At 73.2% G+C, this 17,072-nt stretch carries 14 protein-coding genes; 6 read left to right on the top strand and 8 right to left on the bottom strand.

Annotation, left to right across the window (positions count from 1 at the left end):
* The first annotated feature begins 25 nt into the window (after positions 1-25).
* On the top strand, positions 26-676 hold the full coding sequence (locus AMYTH_RS0116575) for a TetR/AcrR family transcriptional regulator (RefSeq protein WP_027931275.1): 651 nt from the start codon (positions 26-28) through the stop codon (positions 674-676).
* A gap of 40 nt (positions 677-716) precedes the next feature.
* Here AMYTH_RS0116575 and AMYTH_RS0116570 read toward each other — a convergent pair whose 3' ends face one another.
* The 4 genes from AMYTH_RS0116570 to AMYTH_RS0116555 form a co-directional block, all read right to left on the bottom strand.
* Positions 717-974 carry a hypothetical protein gene (locus tag AMYTH_RS0116570; protein ID WP_157360617.1) on the bottom strand — a complete coding sequence of 86 codons (258 nt, stop codon included), beginning with the start codon at positions 972-974 and terminating at the stop codon, positions 717-719.
* A 567-nt stretch (positions 975-1,541) separates the two neighbouring features.
* Positions 1,542-2,507, bottom strand: coding sequence for a VOC family protein (locus AMYTH_RS0116565; protein WP_027931273.1), 966 nt, complete (start codon positions 2,505-2,507; stop codon positions 1,542-1,544).
* 19 nt (positions 2,508-2,526) lie between these two features.
* Positions 2,527-3,567 (bottom strand): 4-oxalomesaconate tautomerase, encoded by a 1,041-nt coding sequence (locus tag AMYTH_RS0116560; RefSeq protein WP_027931272.1) that lies wholly within the window; start codon positions 3,565-3,567, stop codon positions 2,527-2,529.
* Positions 3,564-4,271 carry a 4-carboxy-4-hydroxy-2-oxoadipate aldolase/oxaloacetate decarboxylase gene (locus AMYTH_RS0116555; protein ID WP_027931271.1) on the bottom strand — a complete coding sequence of 236 codons (708 nt, stop codon included), beginning with the start codon at positions 4,269-4,271 and terminating at the stop codon, positions 3,564-3,566. The genes AMYTH_RS0116560 and AMYTH_RS0116555 overlap by 4 nt, the downstream gene beginning before the upstream one ends.
* Before the next feature lie 178 nt (positions 4,272-4,449).
* On the opposite strand from AMYTH_RS0116555, the gene AMYTH_RS0116550 reads away from it, so the two are divergent.
* Positions 4,450-5,742, top strand: coding sequence for an MFS transporter (locus tag AMYTH_RS0116550; protein ID WP_027931270.1), 1,293 nt, complete (start codon positions 4,450-4,452; stop codon positions 5,740-5,742).
* Between the two features lie 387 nt (positions 5,743-6,129).
* The gene (locus AMYTH_RS0116545; protein WP_027931269.1) at positions 6,130-6,918 is read left to right on the top strand and encodes a DivIVA domain-containing protein; all 789 of its coding nucleotides are present in this window, start codon (positions 6,130-6,132) and stop codon (positions 6,916-6,918) included.
* A 66-nt stretch (positions 6,919-6,984) separates the two neighbouring features.
* Here AMYTH_RS0116545 and AMYTH_RS0116540 read toward each other — a convergent pair whose 3' ends face one another.
* Positions 6,985-9,177, bottom strand: a complete 2,193-nt coding sequence (locus AMYTH_RS0116540; protein ID WP_027931268.1) for an ATP-binding protein — start codon at positions 9,175-9,177, stop codon at positions 6,985-6,987.
* Between the two features lie 168 nt (positions 9,178-9,345).
* On the bottom strand, positions 9,346-9,528 hold the full coding sequence (locus tag AMYTH_RS0116535) for a hypothetical protein (RefSeq protein WP_027931267.1): 183 nt from the start codon (positions 9,526-9,528) through the stop codon (positions 9,346-9,348).
* Positions 9,529-9,790: 262 nt separating this feature from the next.
* Here AMYTH_RS0116535 and AMYTH_RS0116525 point away from each other — a divergent pair, with 262 nt between their 5' ends.
* Positions 9,791-10,753: a hypothetical protein gene (locus AMYTH_RS0116525; RefSeq protein WP_027931266.1), complete on the top strand. Its 963-nt coding sequence runs from the start codon at positions 9,791-9,793 to the stop codon at positions 10,751-10,753.
* Between the two features lie 6 nt (positions 10,754-10,759).
* Here the strand turns inward: AMYTH_RS0116525 and AMYTH_RS0116520 are convergent, their stop codons facing one another.
* On the bottom strand, positions 10,760-13,375 hold the full coding sequence (locus tag AMYTH_RS0116520) for a hypothetical protein (RefSeq protein WP_027931265.1): 2,616 nt from the start codon (positions 13,373-13,375) through the stop codon (positions 10,760-10,762).
* A gap of 279 nt (positions 13,376-13,654) precedes the next feature.
* Between AMYTH_RS0116520 and shbA the strand changes: the two genes are divergently transcribed.
* Entirely contained in the window at positions 13,655-14,338 is a 684-nt protein-coding gene (gene shbA / locus AMYTH_RS0116515; RefSeq protein ID WP_123683093.1) for an RNA polymerase sigma factor ShbA, read from the top strand.
* On the opposite strand, the gene AMYTH_RS47080 is transcribed toward shbA, so the two are convergent.
* Entirely contained in the window at positions 14,320-15,486 is a 1,167-nt protein-coding gene (locus AMYTH_RS47080; RefSeq protein WP_167344596.1) for a toll/interleukin-1 receptor domain-containing protein, read from the bottom strand. The two genes, shbA and AMYTH_RS47080, sit on opposite strands and share 19 nt — an antisense overlap.
* 142 nt (positions 15,487-15,628) lie before the next feature.
* On the opposite strand from AMYTH_RS47080, the gene AMYTH_RS47075 reads away from it, so the two are divergent.
* Entirely contained in the window at positions 15,629-17,065 is a 1,437-nt protein-coding gene (locus AMYTH_RS47075; protein ID WP_167344595.1) for an SEFIR domain-containing protein, read from the top strand.
* Positions 17,066-17,072 lie beyond the last annotated feature (7 nt).

Here is a 17,072-nt window from a genome sequence, read left to right as displayed (position 1 = left end):
GTCCTTGGACCGGCGGGTGGTGGCGATGACGACGAAGACGGCCCGGTCCGACCGCGTCACCGCCACCCGCGAGGCGATCCTCACGACGGCCGAGCGGCTCTTCGCCGAGCACGGCGTGTACGCGGTGTCCAACCGGCAGATCAGCGAGGCGGCGGGGCAGGGCAACACGGCCGCGGTCGGCTACCACTTCGGCACGAAGGCCGACCTGGTGCGGGCGATCGTCCGCAAGCACACCGCCGAGATGGAGCGGATCCGCGACCGGATGGTGGCCGAGGCCGGGGAGTCCGACGACCCGCGCGACTGGATCGCGTGCATGGTGCGGCCGGCCGCGGAACACCTGGCGGCGCTGGGAAACCCGACCTGGTTCGCCCGGTTCAGCGCGCAGGTCACCACGGACCCCGCGCTGCGGGACATCTTCGCCGACGACGCCCTGTCTTCGCCGTCGATGGTGAAGACGCTGGAGGGTTTGAAGCGGTGCCTGCCGGAGCTGCCGCCGGAGGTGCGCGCCGAGCGGAGCGCCATGATGCGCCAGCTGCTGGTGCACATGAACGCGGAGCGGGAGCGCGCGCTCGCCGACGGAACCGCGACGCCGAGGCAGAACTGGCACGACGCGGCGACCGGCATGATCGACGCCATCGTGGGGATCTGGATGGCCCCGGTGACGCCCGCGTCCTGAGCCCGGCTTGCGGCGCTCCGCCCGGTCGTGGGGCGAAGACTCAGGTGTTGGACCCGCCGTTGTCCGACCCGCGCCCGTACTGACCGCGCTCCCCGAAGCCCGGCGGCTCACCGTAGCCGCGCGGCATCCGGTCGAACTGCCCGTAGCCGGGGCGCCCGCCGTCATCGGAACCCGCGGTCGCCCGCCCGATCGCGAAGCCACCCACGCCCCCGATGACGAGCACAACCGCGGCGACCCCGGCCACGACGCCGATCCCCAGGCGCCGCTTGTCGGGCCGCGGGGGAGCGCCGGACGGCACGACTGGAAGAGCGGCAGCCGCGGCAGGAGGTGCCGCCGCCGCGGCCGCGTTCCTGGCGGGGGCCGCGTGCAGTGCCGCCGCGGAGGTGGCCGCATCCGCGGCTGGAGCTGCATGCGGTGCCTGCGCGGCTTCGCCCGGAGTGGTGGGAGGTGCCTGCGGGGGTGTGGTCCCGCCGGCGGCCGCGGCGAGTGGTGGTGCCGCGGAGGTGGCCGCATCCGCGGCTGGAGCTGCGTGTGGTGCCTGCGGGAGCGTGGTGGCCTCGCCTGCGGAGGCGGCGTGTGGTGCCTGCGCGGCTTCGCCCGGAGTGGTGGGTGGTGCCTGCGCGGCCCCGCCCGCGGCCGTGGCGCGAGGGGCCGCCGCAGCGGCCGCATCGCCGGCCGGAGCCGCGAGCGGTGCCGGCCCGCGTGTGGTCACGTCGTCTGCCGGGGACGTGGCCGCCGGTTCGTCGCGGGGCTTGTCGTCGTGCACGGGCGTCCTCCTGTCCGGGCTCACATCGTGACCGGCCGGCCTGAGAGCGCCCGCAGAACAACCTGTGCGCCGGCTATGGGACCCGGTCCAACAACAGCCTCAACCCGCCACCGGTGGCGTCCCGTGCGTGTGGAACGACTCGATCGTCTTCAGGCCCCACGCCTGGCCCTTCGCCCGCTCGGCTTCGGTCCACGTCACCGGCTCCCAGTCCGGCGCGAAGATCAGCCGCGCGGTCGGGTTGCACAGCTCGATCCGGTTGCCGCCGGGCTCGTAGACGTACAGGAAGAACGTCTGCTGGATCGCGTGCTTGTGCGGCCCGGTCTCGATGAACACGCCCTTGTCCAGCGCGATGTCCGCCGCCCGCAGGATGTCCTCCCGCGTGTCCGTCGCGAACGCGATGTGGTGCAGCCGCCCGGACGAGCGCGTCCAGTCATTGGTGTAGACCAGATCGTAGGACTTCTGCGCGAAGTGCGTCCACTGCCCGGAAATCACCCCGCTGTCCAGCTGGATCTGCTCGGTCACCCGTCCGCCGAGCGCGTCGCAGATGAAGCCGCCGTTCGCCGCCGCGTCCTGGGCCAGGTAGTTGACGTGGTCGAGCCGCCGCACGCACACCCCGCGCGCCGGGTACGCCTGGGCCTGGTTCTTCAGCGACGGCCGCAGGTGCTCGGGCGGGTCGTACTTCTCGGTCTCCCAGTAGATTTCCATCTCGTGCCCGTCCGGGTCCCGGAACACGTACGTCGGCCCGATCCCGGTGTCGCCGTCGGCCCAGCCGATGCCCAGCCCGCGCGCCTCGATCGCCGCGACCCGCCGCTTCAGGGCCTCCTCGCTCGACGCGCGCATCGCGGTCCGCCCCACGCCCGAGGTCTTCGCGGCGGTCAGCTTGACGCTGTGGTGCTCGTAGTCGTCCCACGTGCGCAGGTAGACGGAATCGCCCCGCGAGCCGTTCTCCGTCAGGCCGAGGACGTCGACGAAGAAGGCCAGGCTCTTCTCCGGTTCCGGGGTGAACAGCTCGACGTGGCCGAGGTGCGCGATCTCGTGCCGGGGCGAGGGTTCGAGGTGGGGCATCGGTGCCTTCCAGGATGTGTCAGGGACGGGGAAAAACGGTGCCGTCGAACAACTTCCGCGCGGTGCGGATGACGGTCGAGCGCACCACGCGGGGCCCGGGCGCCAGTTCGACCCCGACCTCCAGCGTGCCGCTCGGGTGCTCGACGCCGACCGGCGAACCGGGCGGCGGCGCCGCGAACAGTTCGTGCCCGGCCGCGCCGTCCAGCATCAGCGCGGTCACCACGCTCACCGCGCCCAGCACACCGATCGACGGGTGCGGGCGCAGCGGGATGAACGTCCGGGTGCAGATGGCGCCGCCGTCGCGCGGCGCGGCCACCAGCGTCGTCTTCGGCACCGACGCGCCGCTGACGTCGCCGAGCCCCATCAGCTTCCCGGCGTCCAGCCGCAGCTCTTGGATCCGGTCTGCCAGCCCCGTCAGCTCGTCCGCCGCCTCGTAGCCGGTGATCCCGAAGTCGGCGGCGCGCGCCACGACGACGGGCATCCCGTTGTCCACGCAGGTCACCGGGATGCCGCCGATCTCGTCGACGGCGTTCCCGGTGGGCAGCAGGCTGCCGCACACCGATCCCTCGGTGCCGGTGAACTCCAGCTCGACCGGCGCGGCGGTGCCGGGCACGCCGGAGATCGCCGTCGTGCCCTGGTAGTCGACCCGGCCGCCAGGGGTGGCGAACGTCGCGACCGCGATCGAGTCGGTGTTGACCATCCGCACGCGCACGCTGGTGCGGTCGCCACGGGCGGGCACCAGGCCGCGCTCGACGGCGAACTGACCGACGCCGGCGAGCAGGTTTCCGCACGTCTGCCGGTCCGAAACCGTCGCATCCTCGATTCCGACCTGCAGGAACAGGTAGTCGACGTCCCGGTCGCCCTCGGCGGGGGAGACGATCGCGACCTTGCTGGTGACCGGCTGCGCGCCGCCGAGCCCGTCGAGCTGCCGCGGGTCGGGCGTGCCCATGATCCGCAGCAGCAGATCGTCGCGCTCGGCGGGATCGGCGGGGAGGTCCGAGGCGACGAAGTAGGCGCCCTTGGACGTGCCGCCCCGCATCAGCATGCACCGCACGCTCATTCGCGCTCCAGCTTCGCGTACTCCTCGGCCGTCAGGTACCGGACGCCGAGGTCGGCGAGCTTCTCGCGCAGCCCGTAGCGGTCCAGGCCCAGCTCGCCGGCGCGGAACGCCTGCCGCGTGGCCTCTTCCTTGTCCGCGCGGGCCCGCGACGCGCGCAGCCCCTCGCCGACGAGTTCACGTGGCACGCACAGCACGCCGTCGTCGTCGGCCAGGATCGCGTCGCCAGGGCGGATGGCCTGCCCGCCGATCACGACCGGCACGTTGACCGAGCCCGCGGTCGCCTTGACGGTGCCCTGCGCGCTCACCGCGGCCGACCACACCGGGAACCCCATCGCGCGCAGGTCCGCGACGTCGCGCACCCCGGTGTTGATCACGAGCCCGCGGACCCCGCGGTGCTGCAGGGCGGTGGCGAACAGCTCGCCGAACAGCCCGTCCGTCGAGGGCGACGTGGTCGTGACGACCAGGACGTCGCCGGGGCGGCACTGCTCGACCGCGGCGTGGATCATCAGGTTGTCGCCCGGCCAGCACAGGGCGGTCACGGCGGTGCCGCCGATGCGGGCGCCGTCCTGGATCGGCCGCAGGTCCGGGCCGAGCAGGCCGGTGCGGCCCAGCGCCTCGTGCACGGTCGCGACGCCGAACTCCGCGAGCGCGGCGACGTCGTCGCCGTCGGCGCGGGGCGGGTCGGTGACGATCACCTTGTTCACGCCGGGACCTCCTCGGCGCCGGTGGCCGGCTGTGGCATGGCTTTCTCTCCTCGCTTCGGGTCGTGCTCAAGCCAGGATGCTTTTTGCGGCCAAAATTGTCAACAATCTTGTGGGCACGATCGTGTGCGGAGTACCTTGCCCGTCACCGTCAACCGCCTCGACGACGAGAGGGACACCGATGTCCGTGTTGGAACAAAGAGATCCGGCGGTCGCCCGGCTGTCGTTCCGGGTCACCGCCCTGTGCTGGGTCCTCGTGCTGCTGGACGGGGTCGACCTGTTCGTCTACGGCGCGACCCTGCCCGGCGTGCTCGCCGACGAGGGCTTCGGCCTGACCGCCGTGACCGGCGGGACGATCGGCAGCCTCACCACGTTCGGCATGCTGCTCGGCGCGCTCGGGTCCGGGATCGTCACCGACCGGATCGGCCGGCGCAAGATCATCCTGACCGGTGTCGTGGTCTTCTCGCTCGCCTCCGCGGCCTGCGCGGCGGCGCCGTCGGTCGAGGTGTTCGGCGCCGCGCGGTTCGTGGCCGGCGTCGGCCTCGGCGGGCTGCTGCCGTCGGCGATCGCGATGGTCATGGAGTACGCGCCGCCATGGCGCCGGAACCTGAGCGTCACCATCGTGATGACCGCGCACCAGGCGGGCGGCGCGATCGCCGGCGCGCTCGCGATGTCGGTGGTCGAGTCGCTGGGCTGGCGGTCGGTGTACTGGTTCGGCGCGCTGCCGCTGCTGGTGGTGCTGCCGGTGGTCCACCTGATGCTGCCGGAGTCGATGACCTACTTGCTGGCCAGGGGCAAGCGGGCAACGGCGCAGGCGATCGCCGACCGCTACCGGGTCGCGATCGAGCCGTTCGAACCGGAGCGCACCGAGCGGCGGCCGGGCAGCCTCCGCGCGCTGTTCACCTCGTCCGTCGCGCTCACCACGATCCTGTTCTGGATCGCCTCGTTCGGCGGGTTGCTGCTGGTCTACGGCGTGAACACCTGGCTGCCGACGATGATGCGCGCCAACGGCTACCACCTCGGGTCCGCGGTCAGCTTCCTGCTGGTGATCAACATCGGCGGCATCGCGGGCATGCTCGTCGCGGGGCGCCTGGCGGACCGGTTCGGGGCGCGGCCGGTGGCGATCCTGTGGTTCACGCTCACGGCGGCTGGGGTGGCGCTGCTGGCGGTCCGGATGCCGCTGCCGCTGACCTACGTCGTGGTGTTCCTGACCGGCGGCTGGCTGTTCAGCGCCCAGACGCTCATCTACTCCAGCGTCGGCGCCCACTACCCGGCCGGCGTGCGCGCGACGGCGCTGGGCTGGGTGTCCGGCATCGGGCGGTTCGGTGCGGTCTTCGGGCCGTGGCTGGGCGGCGTCCTGGTGGCGAGCCGGCTGTCCGGGCTCGGGTTCGCGGTGTTCGCCGTCGCCGGCCTGCTCAGCGCCGCGATGGTGGCGCTGGTGCGCAAGCCGCCGGTCGTGGAGGGCGCCGAATAGGCGGCCCCCGGGGCACTCGGGTTGAACCACCGGGGACCTGGTCGGCGTCGCTGCCCGGGCAATGACGAGACCTGGCCCCACTGTCCTCCGGCTCACGCCGGCGCGGTAGGGCCGGGGGACGAAAGGTGCTCCGCCGGCCGGTATCGGTCTCGCCGGAAGCGTGATACCACCCGTACCGGTGACCGATGCGGGCCTGGTGCTCACGGCGGGCAGTCGCTTCCGGGCGTTCCGGGCCGCGGTCCGCACGAACGGAGTGTGCGGAACGCGCGGTCGTCACGGTGCGATGGCCGGTGGCGGTGCGCCGAGGGCAGCCGGCACGCCTTGATCTTCAGCCGAACGGGGAACAGCCGTTTGCAGGGCCGGGTGGCGCGATCGAGACTCGGGGACATGGTCAACAGCGGTGGCAATGACATCCTGGCCGAGCGCGAGATCAACTTCTCGGCGGCTCTGCGTGGTTACGACCGCCGGGAGGTCGACGCCTACATCCGCCGGCTGCGCGCGCGGGCCGGGCACCTGGCGAGCGAGCTGGAGGAGAAGGAGCGGCGCCTGTCCGAGCTGGGCGGTGACACGTCGGTCCCGCTGCAGGTGGTGGGCTCCGGCAACATCGGCGCCCGGGTCGAGCGGATCATCGCCCAGGCCGAGGTGGAGGCGCGGGAGATCCGCGAACAGGCCGAAAAGGACGCCGCGGAGATCCGCAAGGCGTACGAGGACCAGGCCGACGAGGCCCGCCGTCAGCGTGAAGACCTGGCGAAGCAGGCGAACGAGGAGGCGCTGGCGATGATCCGCCGGGCCGAGCAGGAGGTCGAGCGCCTGCGCGACACCCGGCAGACGCTGCTCGCGCAGCTGGTGCGGATCGGCGAGATCATCGACTCGGCGGCCGAGCAGGCCGCGCGCACCCCGGAGCTCCACCCGCCCGCCCTCCCGTTGCTGCCGACCGGGACGGACGACGAAGCGGCGACCACGGAGTCCGATGAGGACGCTCCGGTCGCCGAGATCGTGGACGCTGGAACGGTCGAGGAGTCCGATGTGGACGAGACCCCTGCGGAGGAGATCCCGGACGCGCCGGAGCCCCGCAAGCCGGCCGAGACCGGCAAGATCAGCCCGGCGATCCTGGCGGCGAAGGCCCGCCGCCAGGCGAAGCAGGAGAAGGCCGCCGCCGCGGCGGCCGAGAACTGACGAACGACCCGGCAAGAGGGGTGCGGCGCGACGCGTCGCACCCCTCTTGCCTTGACGGCGTGCCGGTCACGCCCCACGCACCCGCGCCTCGCCGATGATGAGCGGGTCGAGGGCCGGGTGTGCTTCGTCCGCCAGTTCCCACCATTCGACTGCCTGCTCGTGGTCACCGCGTGCGCTGGCGATGTTGCCGAGACCGGTGTAGGCGCGGGCAACCTCGTGGGGACTTCCGCAGGCCTCCGCCCGCGCGAGCGCGTCCCGGTAGGCGGCGCCGGCGCGCGCGTGGTCGGCGAGGTGGAAGTACGCCCACCCCAGGCAGTTGAGGGTCATCGCGGCGTCGAAGCCGAGGTCGAGCCGGTCGAACACGTCGAGCGTGGCGGCGGCGAGCTCGGCCGCTTCGGCGGCCCGCCCCAGCGCGGTCAGGACCAGCGCCATGCCGCGGCGGGTGATCGCGGCGTTGCGTGCGTTGCCCACCCGTTCGTAGAACTCCAGGGCCTCGCGCAGGTCCGCCAGCGCTCCCCGGTGATCGCCCAGGTAGTGCCTGGCCCACGCCTGGTGGGCGAGCACGGTGCTCTCCCCGTGTTCGTCGCCGATCTCACGGTAGAGCGCCAGCGCCTCCCGGTAGCACTCCGACGCGTCCCGGATGTCACCGCGGTCGATCAGGCCGACCCCGAGGTTCGCGGTGGTGGCGGCCAGGGCCCACCGGTCACCGGCCGCCTCCGCGGCGGCGCGGGCGGCGCGGTGCGTGTCGCACCAGGTGTCCCAGGCCTTGATCCGGAAGAAGTAGTTCCGCAGGAAGTACGCGAGCTGCCAGCACCGCGCGTGGTGACCGTCCTCCCCGGCGGTGCGGCACAGCGTGGCGAGGGCGCGCCATTCGAGCCGCAACCAGTCCAGCGCCTCCTGTTCGGTCGCCAGATCCGCGGGCGCGGGTGCGTCACCGGGCATCTCGACGGTGGGCCGGAACCGCAGCGGCGCGATGAGGCGATCCGCGAGTTGCGTGGTCCGCACGGCGAAGTCGAGCAGGCGCCGCTGTGCCCGCGCCACGTCCGGCCGGTCGAGCGTGGCGAGGATGTGCTCGCGGGCGAACGACTTCACCAGGTCGTGGAACGCGTAGCGGCCCGCGGACGGCTGGCTGAGGAGGTGCGCGTCGTAGAGGCGATCGAGCAGCCGGTCGGTCTCGTGGTCCTCGTGGCCGCCGAGCGCGCTCGCCGATCCGAGGTCGAATTCGAGTCCGGGGTGCAGGGCCAGCAGGCCGAGCAGCCGGGCTTCGTCGGCGGCAAGCTGCTGTGCCGACAGTTCGAACACGGCACGCACACTGCGTTCACCGTCGTCGAGCTCGCGCAGGCGGGCGTTCGTATCGGCGAGCCTGCGGTCCAGTTCCCGCACGTCCCACGCCGGACGCGTGCGCAGCCGCGCGGCGGCGATGCGCACGGCCAGCGGCAGGTGTCCGCAGCGGCTCACGATCCGCGTCACCGTGTCGCCGGGCTCGGTGCGCGCGACCGAGTTGAAGAGCTCTGCCGCGGCGGCGGGTGACAACACGTCCAGCGGAACCTGCACCGCCTCGTCCAGCGGGGCGAGCCGGGACCGGCTGGTGATCAGCACCCGGCATTTCGGCTCGGCCGGCAGCAGGGGCCGGACCTGCGCGGAACTCACCGCGTTGTCCAGGACGAGGAGGACACTGCGGCCCCGCAGCCGGGCGCGGTACAGGGTCGCGCGGTCGTCGGGGTCGGCCGGGATCGTTTCGGGCGGCACACCGAGGGCCCGGAGCAGGCGGTCGTGCACCTCCGGGGGCTCCGCCGCCCTGCCGCCGGGCCCGCGGAGGTCGACGAACAGGCAGCCGTCGGCGAACGACGCCTCGAACCGGTGCGCGCACCGGACCGCGAGTTCCGTCTTGCCGACACCGGCCAGACCCGAGATCACGCAGACGCCGCCGTCGGCCTCCAGCGCCTGGCGCACCCTGGAAAGCTCTTCGTCTCGGCCGACGAAGGTGCTCACCGCAGGCGGCAGGCCCGAGGGGCGGGGGTCGGGCCGGGTGCGGCGCCGAGGGGCCGCACCGGGCAGCAGCGGGGTCAGCGCTCCCGGCGCGCCGAGTTCGGCCTCGCACAGTGCGGCGAGCGAGGGATTCGGGGCGGTCCGGCCGGTTTCGACCTTGCTGAGGTAGCCCTTGCTGTAGTGCACGCGGTCCGCGAGTTCGGTCAGCGAGATTCCCGCCGCGCGGCGGAGCCTGCGCAATTCGGCGCCGAATGTCGCTCGCTCGGTCATCAGGCTCCACCCCTGTCGGACGATCAGTATGGCCCGGCGGAGGCGCCGCGCACAGCGTCCGCCCGGGTGGCCGGCCGGGTCCGCGGACCCGGCCGGCAGCTGCGCGCACAGCCGGTCTTCACACCACATCGCGGCCTCAGCCGAAGACGATGGTCAGCAGGGTCACGATCAGTTCGACGGCGTGGGTCTGCATTGCGGCACCTCCTCCCCGGACTCGCCGACCACGGAAACCGGGTGGCTCAGGGGCGCCGCCGCGGGCCGGTGTCCCAGCGACACGCCCAGCACGACGGCCAGCACCGTCAACCAGAAGGCGATTCGCAGGAGCAGCGAAAACGAGCAGACGACTTTCATTTTCGTCTCCTTTTCCAGGACGTGCCGGGGCGGCACTCGAGAACACGGAATTCCGTGGTTCGAAGGGTTTTGCCGCGGATTTCCAGCGGCTCACCAAGAATGCGATTCCCGGGGTGTGCCCGACAAGGAGTTTCCTGTTTCCGGCGTCAGTGGGAAACGGAAAACGGGCGGTGACGATCGCGCGGCCCCGCGCGCCGCTGCTGGACAACGCGCGCAGGGCTGGCCAGGATGTGGAATCGCGCCGGAAACTGCGGGAGGACGGGTGAGCGTCAGCACGACGGACGTGGCTGCGGAGCTGAAGATTCTGCGAAAGGGGCGAGGGGTTTCCGCGAACCGGCTGGCGGACCGCGTCGGACCGGCATTGCACGCGGTGTGCGGCATTTCCGCCGCGGACAATGCCGCGGTGGTCCGGCAGAAGGTGTCAGACCGGTTGGGGACGCTCATCGGGGCGCTGCCGGACGACCTGCGGACGTCGCTGCTGGCCGCGTTCGCGCTGCACGAGCAGGCGCGGCACCCCTTCTACCAGGAACGCGTGCACTGGGCCGCGCAGACGCTGGACCGGGACGCCCGCACGGTCCGGCGGCGCATCGACGAGGGCATCGACCGGCTCGCCGAACTCGCGGTGGCCGGCGCCGAGCCCGCGGAGGCGCCGGCACCCAGCCGGAGCTGGCACACCGAGGAGCTCCGCGTGGCGCTCGCGCTCGACCAGCCGGTGCCGGAGGCGTTCGAGTTCCGGCGGGTGGTCGTCGACGCGGACGAGATCGACGAGCTGGACCTGGCGCTGACCCTGACCTCGGCGGGGCCGGACACCACGCCACTGCGGGAGACGGACCTGCAGGTCGACGTGTTCTACGGGGGCGTGCTGACCGGGCGGCGCATGGAGTCGAGCGACCGGATCGGTCTCGCGCTCCGGCCGCCCGGCCGCCTCCGCCGCGGCGACCGGCACGACATCGCGCTGCGGTTCCGCGCGGGCCTGCGCCAGCCCCACTACGTGTGCGTGCCGCGGCACCCCTGCGACCTGTTCGACCTGCACATCCGCTTCGCCCGGCCGCTGCCTGCCGAGGTCGTGCGACTGGACAAGGCGTTCCAGGACGACGCCCGTGACCACTCCGCTCGCGGCACGCCGATCGAGCCCGACGAGGCCGGCGAGGTCCACGAGCAGTTCCGCCACCTGGTGCCCGGTTTCGCCTACGGCGTGCGCTGGCGCCCCGTCGCCGCGGGCTGACCGGGTTCACCGCGTCCGTACCGCGGCCCGCGCCGCAGTGGCCTTTGCGGACAGTGCGCGAGGCGCTCGGAAGGTGCGGCGCACGTCGGCGGCCGCCTCGTCCACGATCCTGGTGGCGTGGTTCCGCGACGCGGGGTCCGCCAAGGCCAGTGCCATGCCGAGGTCGAGGCGGGTCGCCAGGGTCTCGGGGTGTCGCAGGCCGAGAAGCCGTCCCTGTCCGGCCACGATGTCGTCCAGAACCCGGGCCTGACGGCCGAAGTCGCCCAGCCGCCCGTGGCTCGACGCGATCGCGTGGCGAACCCGGTACCGCAGCGGGTTGTTGTCACCGAACTCGCCGAGGAGGACCGTTTCGGTGACGGACAGGATTTCGAGCGCCTCCTCGGCGCGGCCGGCGGCGATCATCGCGCGAGCCAGCGGCACTGACGCGGCCAGGGTGAGCGGGCTTCCGGCGCCCTCCTGCTCGCGGTACTTCGCCGTGAGGTCCCGCAGGACGGCCGGCTCGTCCGGTGTGCGCAGGTGCTCCATGTCCAGTGCCAGCGCCGCGTCCGCCCACAGCAGCAGCGCTTCGGCGTGGCCGCTGTGGTGGTGGCGGCCCCGTCGCCGGTACGCGCCGGCCACGTCGGCCGCCAGGTCACGGGCGGGACGGGATCTGCCCATCAGGAGCAGGTTCCGCGCGTGCTCGAGTTCCATCGCCGCCGTGCGGTCGGCGTCCGCGCGGAGTCCGTGCGCCCCGTCGAACAACGGCAGGGCGCGGTCCGGGCGGCCCCGGAAACGCCGGGCCCTGGCGAGCGCGGTGATCGCGCGGAGCCGCTGTTCCGGCCCGCGCGGCCACCGGATCGCGTCGTGCCGCCAGAACACCTCGTCCGCCGCGGCGTAGTCACCCTGGCAGTCCAGGGCCTCGGCGGCGGTCAGGCCGGCTTCGTACCGGACCGTCTCGTCGGCGGCGGCCGCCATCGCGTGCCGAGCGTGCCGGACCGCCTGGGCGTACAGGCCGCAGTCGATCTCCACGCGGGCGGCGTCGGCGTAGTCGGCGGCGGTGGCGTTGCCTGCCAGGATCGCGGCGCGCACTTCGCCCGCCGCCGCGTGATCGCCGAGGGCGGAGTAGGCGGCCGCGACGGGACGCAGCAGGGCCGCCCTGGGCCCGGTCGTCCGCTCCGCGAGTGCCCTGGCGTGCTGGAGCAGCAGCACCCGATGCCGGGGGTCGTCCGCCAGCAGGCGAAGTGCGGCGCCGGTGACCAGGGCATCCGGCTCGGCGTGCGGGAACGCGCTGCGGGCGACTTCGAGAACCAGCGTGTGCAGCCGGAGGCAGCCGGGGTCGGGCCGGGCGAGGCCGCGTGCCACGAGTTCCCCGACGGCAACGGTGACGGCGTCAGTGGACAGCCCGAGCGCCTCGGCGGCGAAGCCGGTGGGGATCGGGACCGGCGCGAGCACGGTCCCCAGCAGCACGAGCCTCCGTGCGACCGCCGGAAGCTCGCCGATCAGGTCGAGGATCGCCTGCGGAGCGGTGCTCGGGCGGGCCGCCAGCACCTCCGCGTCCAGCGTGCCCGGCCGGCCGCGGAGGAGGTGGGCGTTGGCGCGGATCGCGAAGGGGTGCCCGTCGCAGCGGTCGACCAGCCCGCGGACGGCATCACGCTCGTCCCCGCGCAGCGGGCGGATGCCGTCGAACAGGCGGAGCCCGTCCGACGGCGCCAGGCCGGCGAGGCCGATCGCCGGGGCGGCCCAGGCCCGCTGCGCCACGCGTGCCGTCACCAGGGTCGCCACCCGCGCGGTGGGCAGCACGATCTGGTCCAGGACAGCGGGTGGCAAGCCGGCGGGGACGTCGTCGACGAGCACGAGGGTGGGCTCGTCGATCCGTTCGGCGGCGAGCCGTCGCAGCTGGGGGAGCGTGAGCCCGGTCGTGTCCACCGCGAACCGCCGGGACAGTGTGGCCGACAGGGTGAGGTGGAACAGCGACAGGAAGTCCCCCGGATCGAGGTGACCGAACGGTCCGGTGCGGACGGTTCCGCCGGGGTAGGCGTCCCGGAAGAGCGTCGCGTACCGCTCGGCCGTGGCGGTCTTGCCTGAACCGGGCGCTCCGCAGATCACCGCGGCCGGTGTGGCCGGCGCCGCGCCGACGGCGAACCGGGCGCCGCAGAGGGCTTTGTGGATGCTCCAGAACACCTCGTGGCGGCCTGCGAACTGATCGGTCGCAGGGCTTTCCCCGGGCCATCGTTCGCGCACCACCCTGGCCAGTTCGGCCGCGCTCCCGGGCATGGGGACGACGCACTGGGCGAGTTCCGCCGGAACCAGGTGCGCGACGTCCCCGTCCGCCGACAGGGCCAGCACCCGGCGCGAGCCGCCACCGGACGCGGCCAGGAAGGTCGTGATCAGCGCCCACTGGCGGGGCCCGCTCAACGGCCGGGACCGCGAATGCACGGCGAGCAACAGGTGAGCGCCCGCCAGCACCTCCGCGGTCGCGGCGGTGACCACGTCCGGGCCGTCCGGATCGTCGTCGAACCGCACGGTCAACCCGCGCTCGCGCAACTCCTGCTCGAGCCCGGCCGCCCCGGCGACGGCGCCGAGGTCGGCGTGGGGGAAGGTCAGGAAGACGTCGCAGCGGGGCGGGAGCCTCGGGCGCCGCACGGACTGATCCGGGAGAACCACGGCGCTGGGATCGGCATCCGCTGCCCGTCCGCTACACCTTTCCGGAACTGTCCCGGAATTGACCTGTCGTGGCGCGGCCGGTCAGCCGCCGAACGGACAAATCCAGGACAACAACCGCGCCACCGCAACGCCGAACCGCGGCACCCCGATCAACCTGTCACCCGTCCTCGTTACCAGGGAGACAGAGATGGACATCGCCAGTGGTGCCGCGGGTGGCCCGGGAAGCGGACTCGCCGCGGCGTCGTGGTGGGCCGAGCCGTGACCGCCAGTGTTTCGCCGCCGGTGACCGCCGTCGATCCGCCGCCGTCCGCCCCCACCGAGGAGTACGCGGTTCTCGCGGATCTCCCGAGGCCGGAGGGGCGGCTGGAAAAGGACGTGCTCGACCCGGTGGTCGCGGCCGCCCGGCGGGGCGACGAACGCGCGGTCCACACGTTGATGGCACTCGTCAAACCGGTGGTCGCCCGGTACTGCCGGGCGCGGATGGGCGGTCGTGACCTGTCCTACCTCTCCGCCGACGACGTCGCGCAGGAGGTGTGCCTGGCGGTCGTGAAAGCGCTGCCCGGCTACGAGGACCGGGGTGGCTCGTTCCTGTTCCTGGTGCGGGCGATCGCGGCGAACAAGGTGGCCGACGCCTACCGCCTGGTGTCGCGTGACCGTTCGGAGCCGGTGGCGGAGCTGCCGGAAAACGGGACGGTCTGGCGCGATCCCGAGGAGCACGTCCTCACCCTCGACCTCGGACGACGGCTGAACGGCCTGCTGGCGCGACTCCCGCCGGCCCAGCGGGAGGTCCTGGCCCTGCGCGTCGTCGCCGGGCTGTCCACGGCCGAGACGGCCCAGTCGATGGGCATCACGCCCGGCAACGTCCGGATCAGCCAGCATCGCGCGCTGACGAGGTTGCGGCGGATGATCGCGGAGGAGCCCGGTCAGGAGCGGAGCCGGTGAACGAGCCGGGCGACCAGCTCGTCGGCGATGTCGTGAGCCGACGAGCGCAGGTCCGCGACGGCCAGCGCCTCCTCCGGATCCAGTCGAACCCGGTCTCGCCGGTGCAACCCGATGGAGCTGGGCTGGGGGTCGTCCACGCGCCCGAGGTATACGAACCTGGCGTGGTCGAGTCCAAGCGCCGGAGCCAGGTCGCGCGGCAGCGGGACGTCGACGCGGAGGAGCAGGCCGAGGATCTTCGCGAGCCGTCCGGTGAGGTCGTTCTCGTCGAGCACCGAGCCGATCGACCTCGCCGGCAAGCCGAACCAGCAGGACCGCTGGCCGTCCCGGTGCACGGCCAGACCTGCTTCGCCCTCACGCGAGCACGCCCAGGCGAGTTCGTCCGAGAAGCCGGTGTCGAGAGCCTGGGCGTGGGTGAACAGGCCCTGCGCCCGGCCACGGCCGGACAGGTCGTCGGCGAGCTGCTGGAGCCGCCGGATCCCGAGCCGGTCGCCGTCTTCGACGGGAGCGAGGTGCAGTTCGACCGTGGCCCGCTGCGGGCGGTAGCGGTTGGCGAAGAGATCCGGCACCCAGAGCACGGTCGCGGGCCGGGCGAGCCGCCTCCACTGCGGTGACCGACCGACGGGGACCGCGCCGGGGCCCGATCGCGGTGGCAGGACAACGGGCGGGCCGAGGGGCGGACGGACGTGTTCGGGCTGTCTGGTCAGCGTGCGGAGGAGGTACTCCATGCCTGCGGGGGAGCTGACGTCGTAGCGGTCCACGTTGTGCGGCTGCAGGCAGAGCGGGATCTCGTCGATGCGGTGCCCGGGCAGGATCACGGGCAGGATCTTCTTGGTCCATTTTCCCCGGTCCGCCGACAGCAGGTCCCGCAGCAGCGCCGCTTCGGCCTGGACGCCGCGGTGGCGGTCGGCGGGCCCGAGGCCGTCGCCCATCTCGCGGTAGACCTTGGACGCCACGACGAGCACGAAGTCGGCGCTCAGGATGTGCTCCGTGGCCCAGGCCTGCCAGTCGCGGCGGTCGGTGTCCGCCCAGCCGTCGATGTCCGCGTCGATGCCCTGTGCGCGCAGGGAGGCAGCGAATTCGCGCACCGCCGCGCGGTGCGGTTCGTCGTCATGCGCGTAGGAAATGAAGACGGTCACGGTCGAAACCACCGGGAAACGATAGAGCATCTTTTCCCGGCGCGGTCCGGAAGTCGCGCTGGACAAATAGTGGACAGCTTGCCAATTCGCCTGCGCGGGCGGCGTTTCCCGTGAGAACGTACGGGCGGTCGGGATCCGGGAAAGGATGGCGAACGTGCGGAATCCGGGTACCGTCGGTATTTCACGGCGGGTGTACGTCTCCTACACGCGGGATTCGCCGGAACACGTCAGGTCGGTGCGGGAGTTCGCGGCATTCCTGCGCACCGGGCTGGGTGTGGATGCCGAACACGACGAGTGGCACGCCACCGAGCGCCGCGATTGGATCGCGTGGACCGTCGACCAGTTGCGGACAGCCGAGTTCGTGCTCGCCATCGCCTCGCCGGAGTACAAGCGCGTGGCCGACGGCGGGCGGCAGCGCACCGAGGGGCGGACCCGTGAGTTCGAAGCGGCGATGCTCCGCGACAACCTCGCCCGCAACATCCCGGAGTCGACCCGGCGGGTGCTGCCCGTCGTCCTGCCCGGCGGCCGTCCCGAGGACATCCCGGACTGCCTGTGCTCGTCGTCCCAGGACTACTACTCGATCCCGGAATTCACCCGCGACGCAGCCGAGGACCTGCTGCGCGTCCTGACCGGCGCGCCGCTGCACGAGAAGCCCCCGCTCGGGACGTTCACCCCGCCCGCGCCGGGTGTCGACCCTGTCGTCGTGGTGCACCGCGCCGCCGCGCCGCCGACCGACCGGGTCCTGGCCGTGGGAGCGGTCGTCGACCTCGGCGGGGTGCGACGGCTCGTGGACGGGCAGCACTGGTCGGAACACCCGAACCGGGACCACTCGGCCGTCTGCCGCCAGGCGCGGGCCTCGGCCTTGCCGCCGGACGACGGCAGCGCCTGGCTCCGGCAGGTGGCGGTGCGGCAGCCGACGGGAGCGGCGGACGCGGCGGTCGCCGCACTGGCCCGGGAGCACGAAATCCTCACCGTGCTGGACGGCCGGGCGCCGGAACTGCCGCGGCCGCTGGGTTTCTTCCGCGACGGTCACCTCGCGACACTCGCCACCCGCTGGCCGACGTCGCGGAGCCTCGGCGGTCCGGGCGAGACGCTCGCCACCGACATCCCGGCTGCCGGCGAGTCCGTCGACCCGTGGCGGATGCGGCAGGTGCTGCGTGGCGTCGCCGGGCTCTGCGGCGCGCTCGCGGCGCTGCACGCCACCGGCGCCGCGCACCGGAACCTGGCGCCGGAGCGGATCATCCGGCTCGACGACGGCCGCCTCGCGCTCGTCGACCTCGGCCTCGCCGCCTCCGCGCCCACGCCGGGGGAAGGACCCGACCGGTACCGGGCGCCCGAGCAGCGCCGCGGGAGTTCCCGGCTCACCGGCGCCGCCGCCGACGTCTACCAGGTGGCGGCCATGACCTGCCACCTGCTCACCGGCACCCCGCCCAGCCCGGCGGTGGCGATGCCGATCCGGGGCCGGGTGCCCGCGCTGCCGGACAGCGCCGCCGCCGTCCTGGACGCCGCGCTGGCCGCCGACCCGGCCGCCCGCCCCGCGATGAGCGCGCTGATCACGGCTCTTTCGACTCTCCCCGCCATCCCCGCCTGAGGACCCC

This window comes from Amycolatopsis thermoflava N1165 (genome assembly GCF_000473265.1).
Taxonomy (GTDB): domain Bacteria; phylum Actinomycetota; class Actinomycetes; order Mycobacteriales; family Pseudonocardiaceae; genus Amycolatopsis_E; species Amycolatopsis_E thermoflava.
The sequence above is the reverse complement of the archived record's forward strand: the minus strand, read 5'-3'. Positions and strand labels throughout refer to the sequence as shown.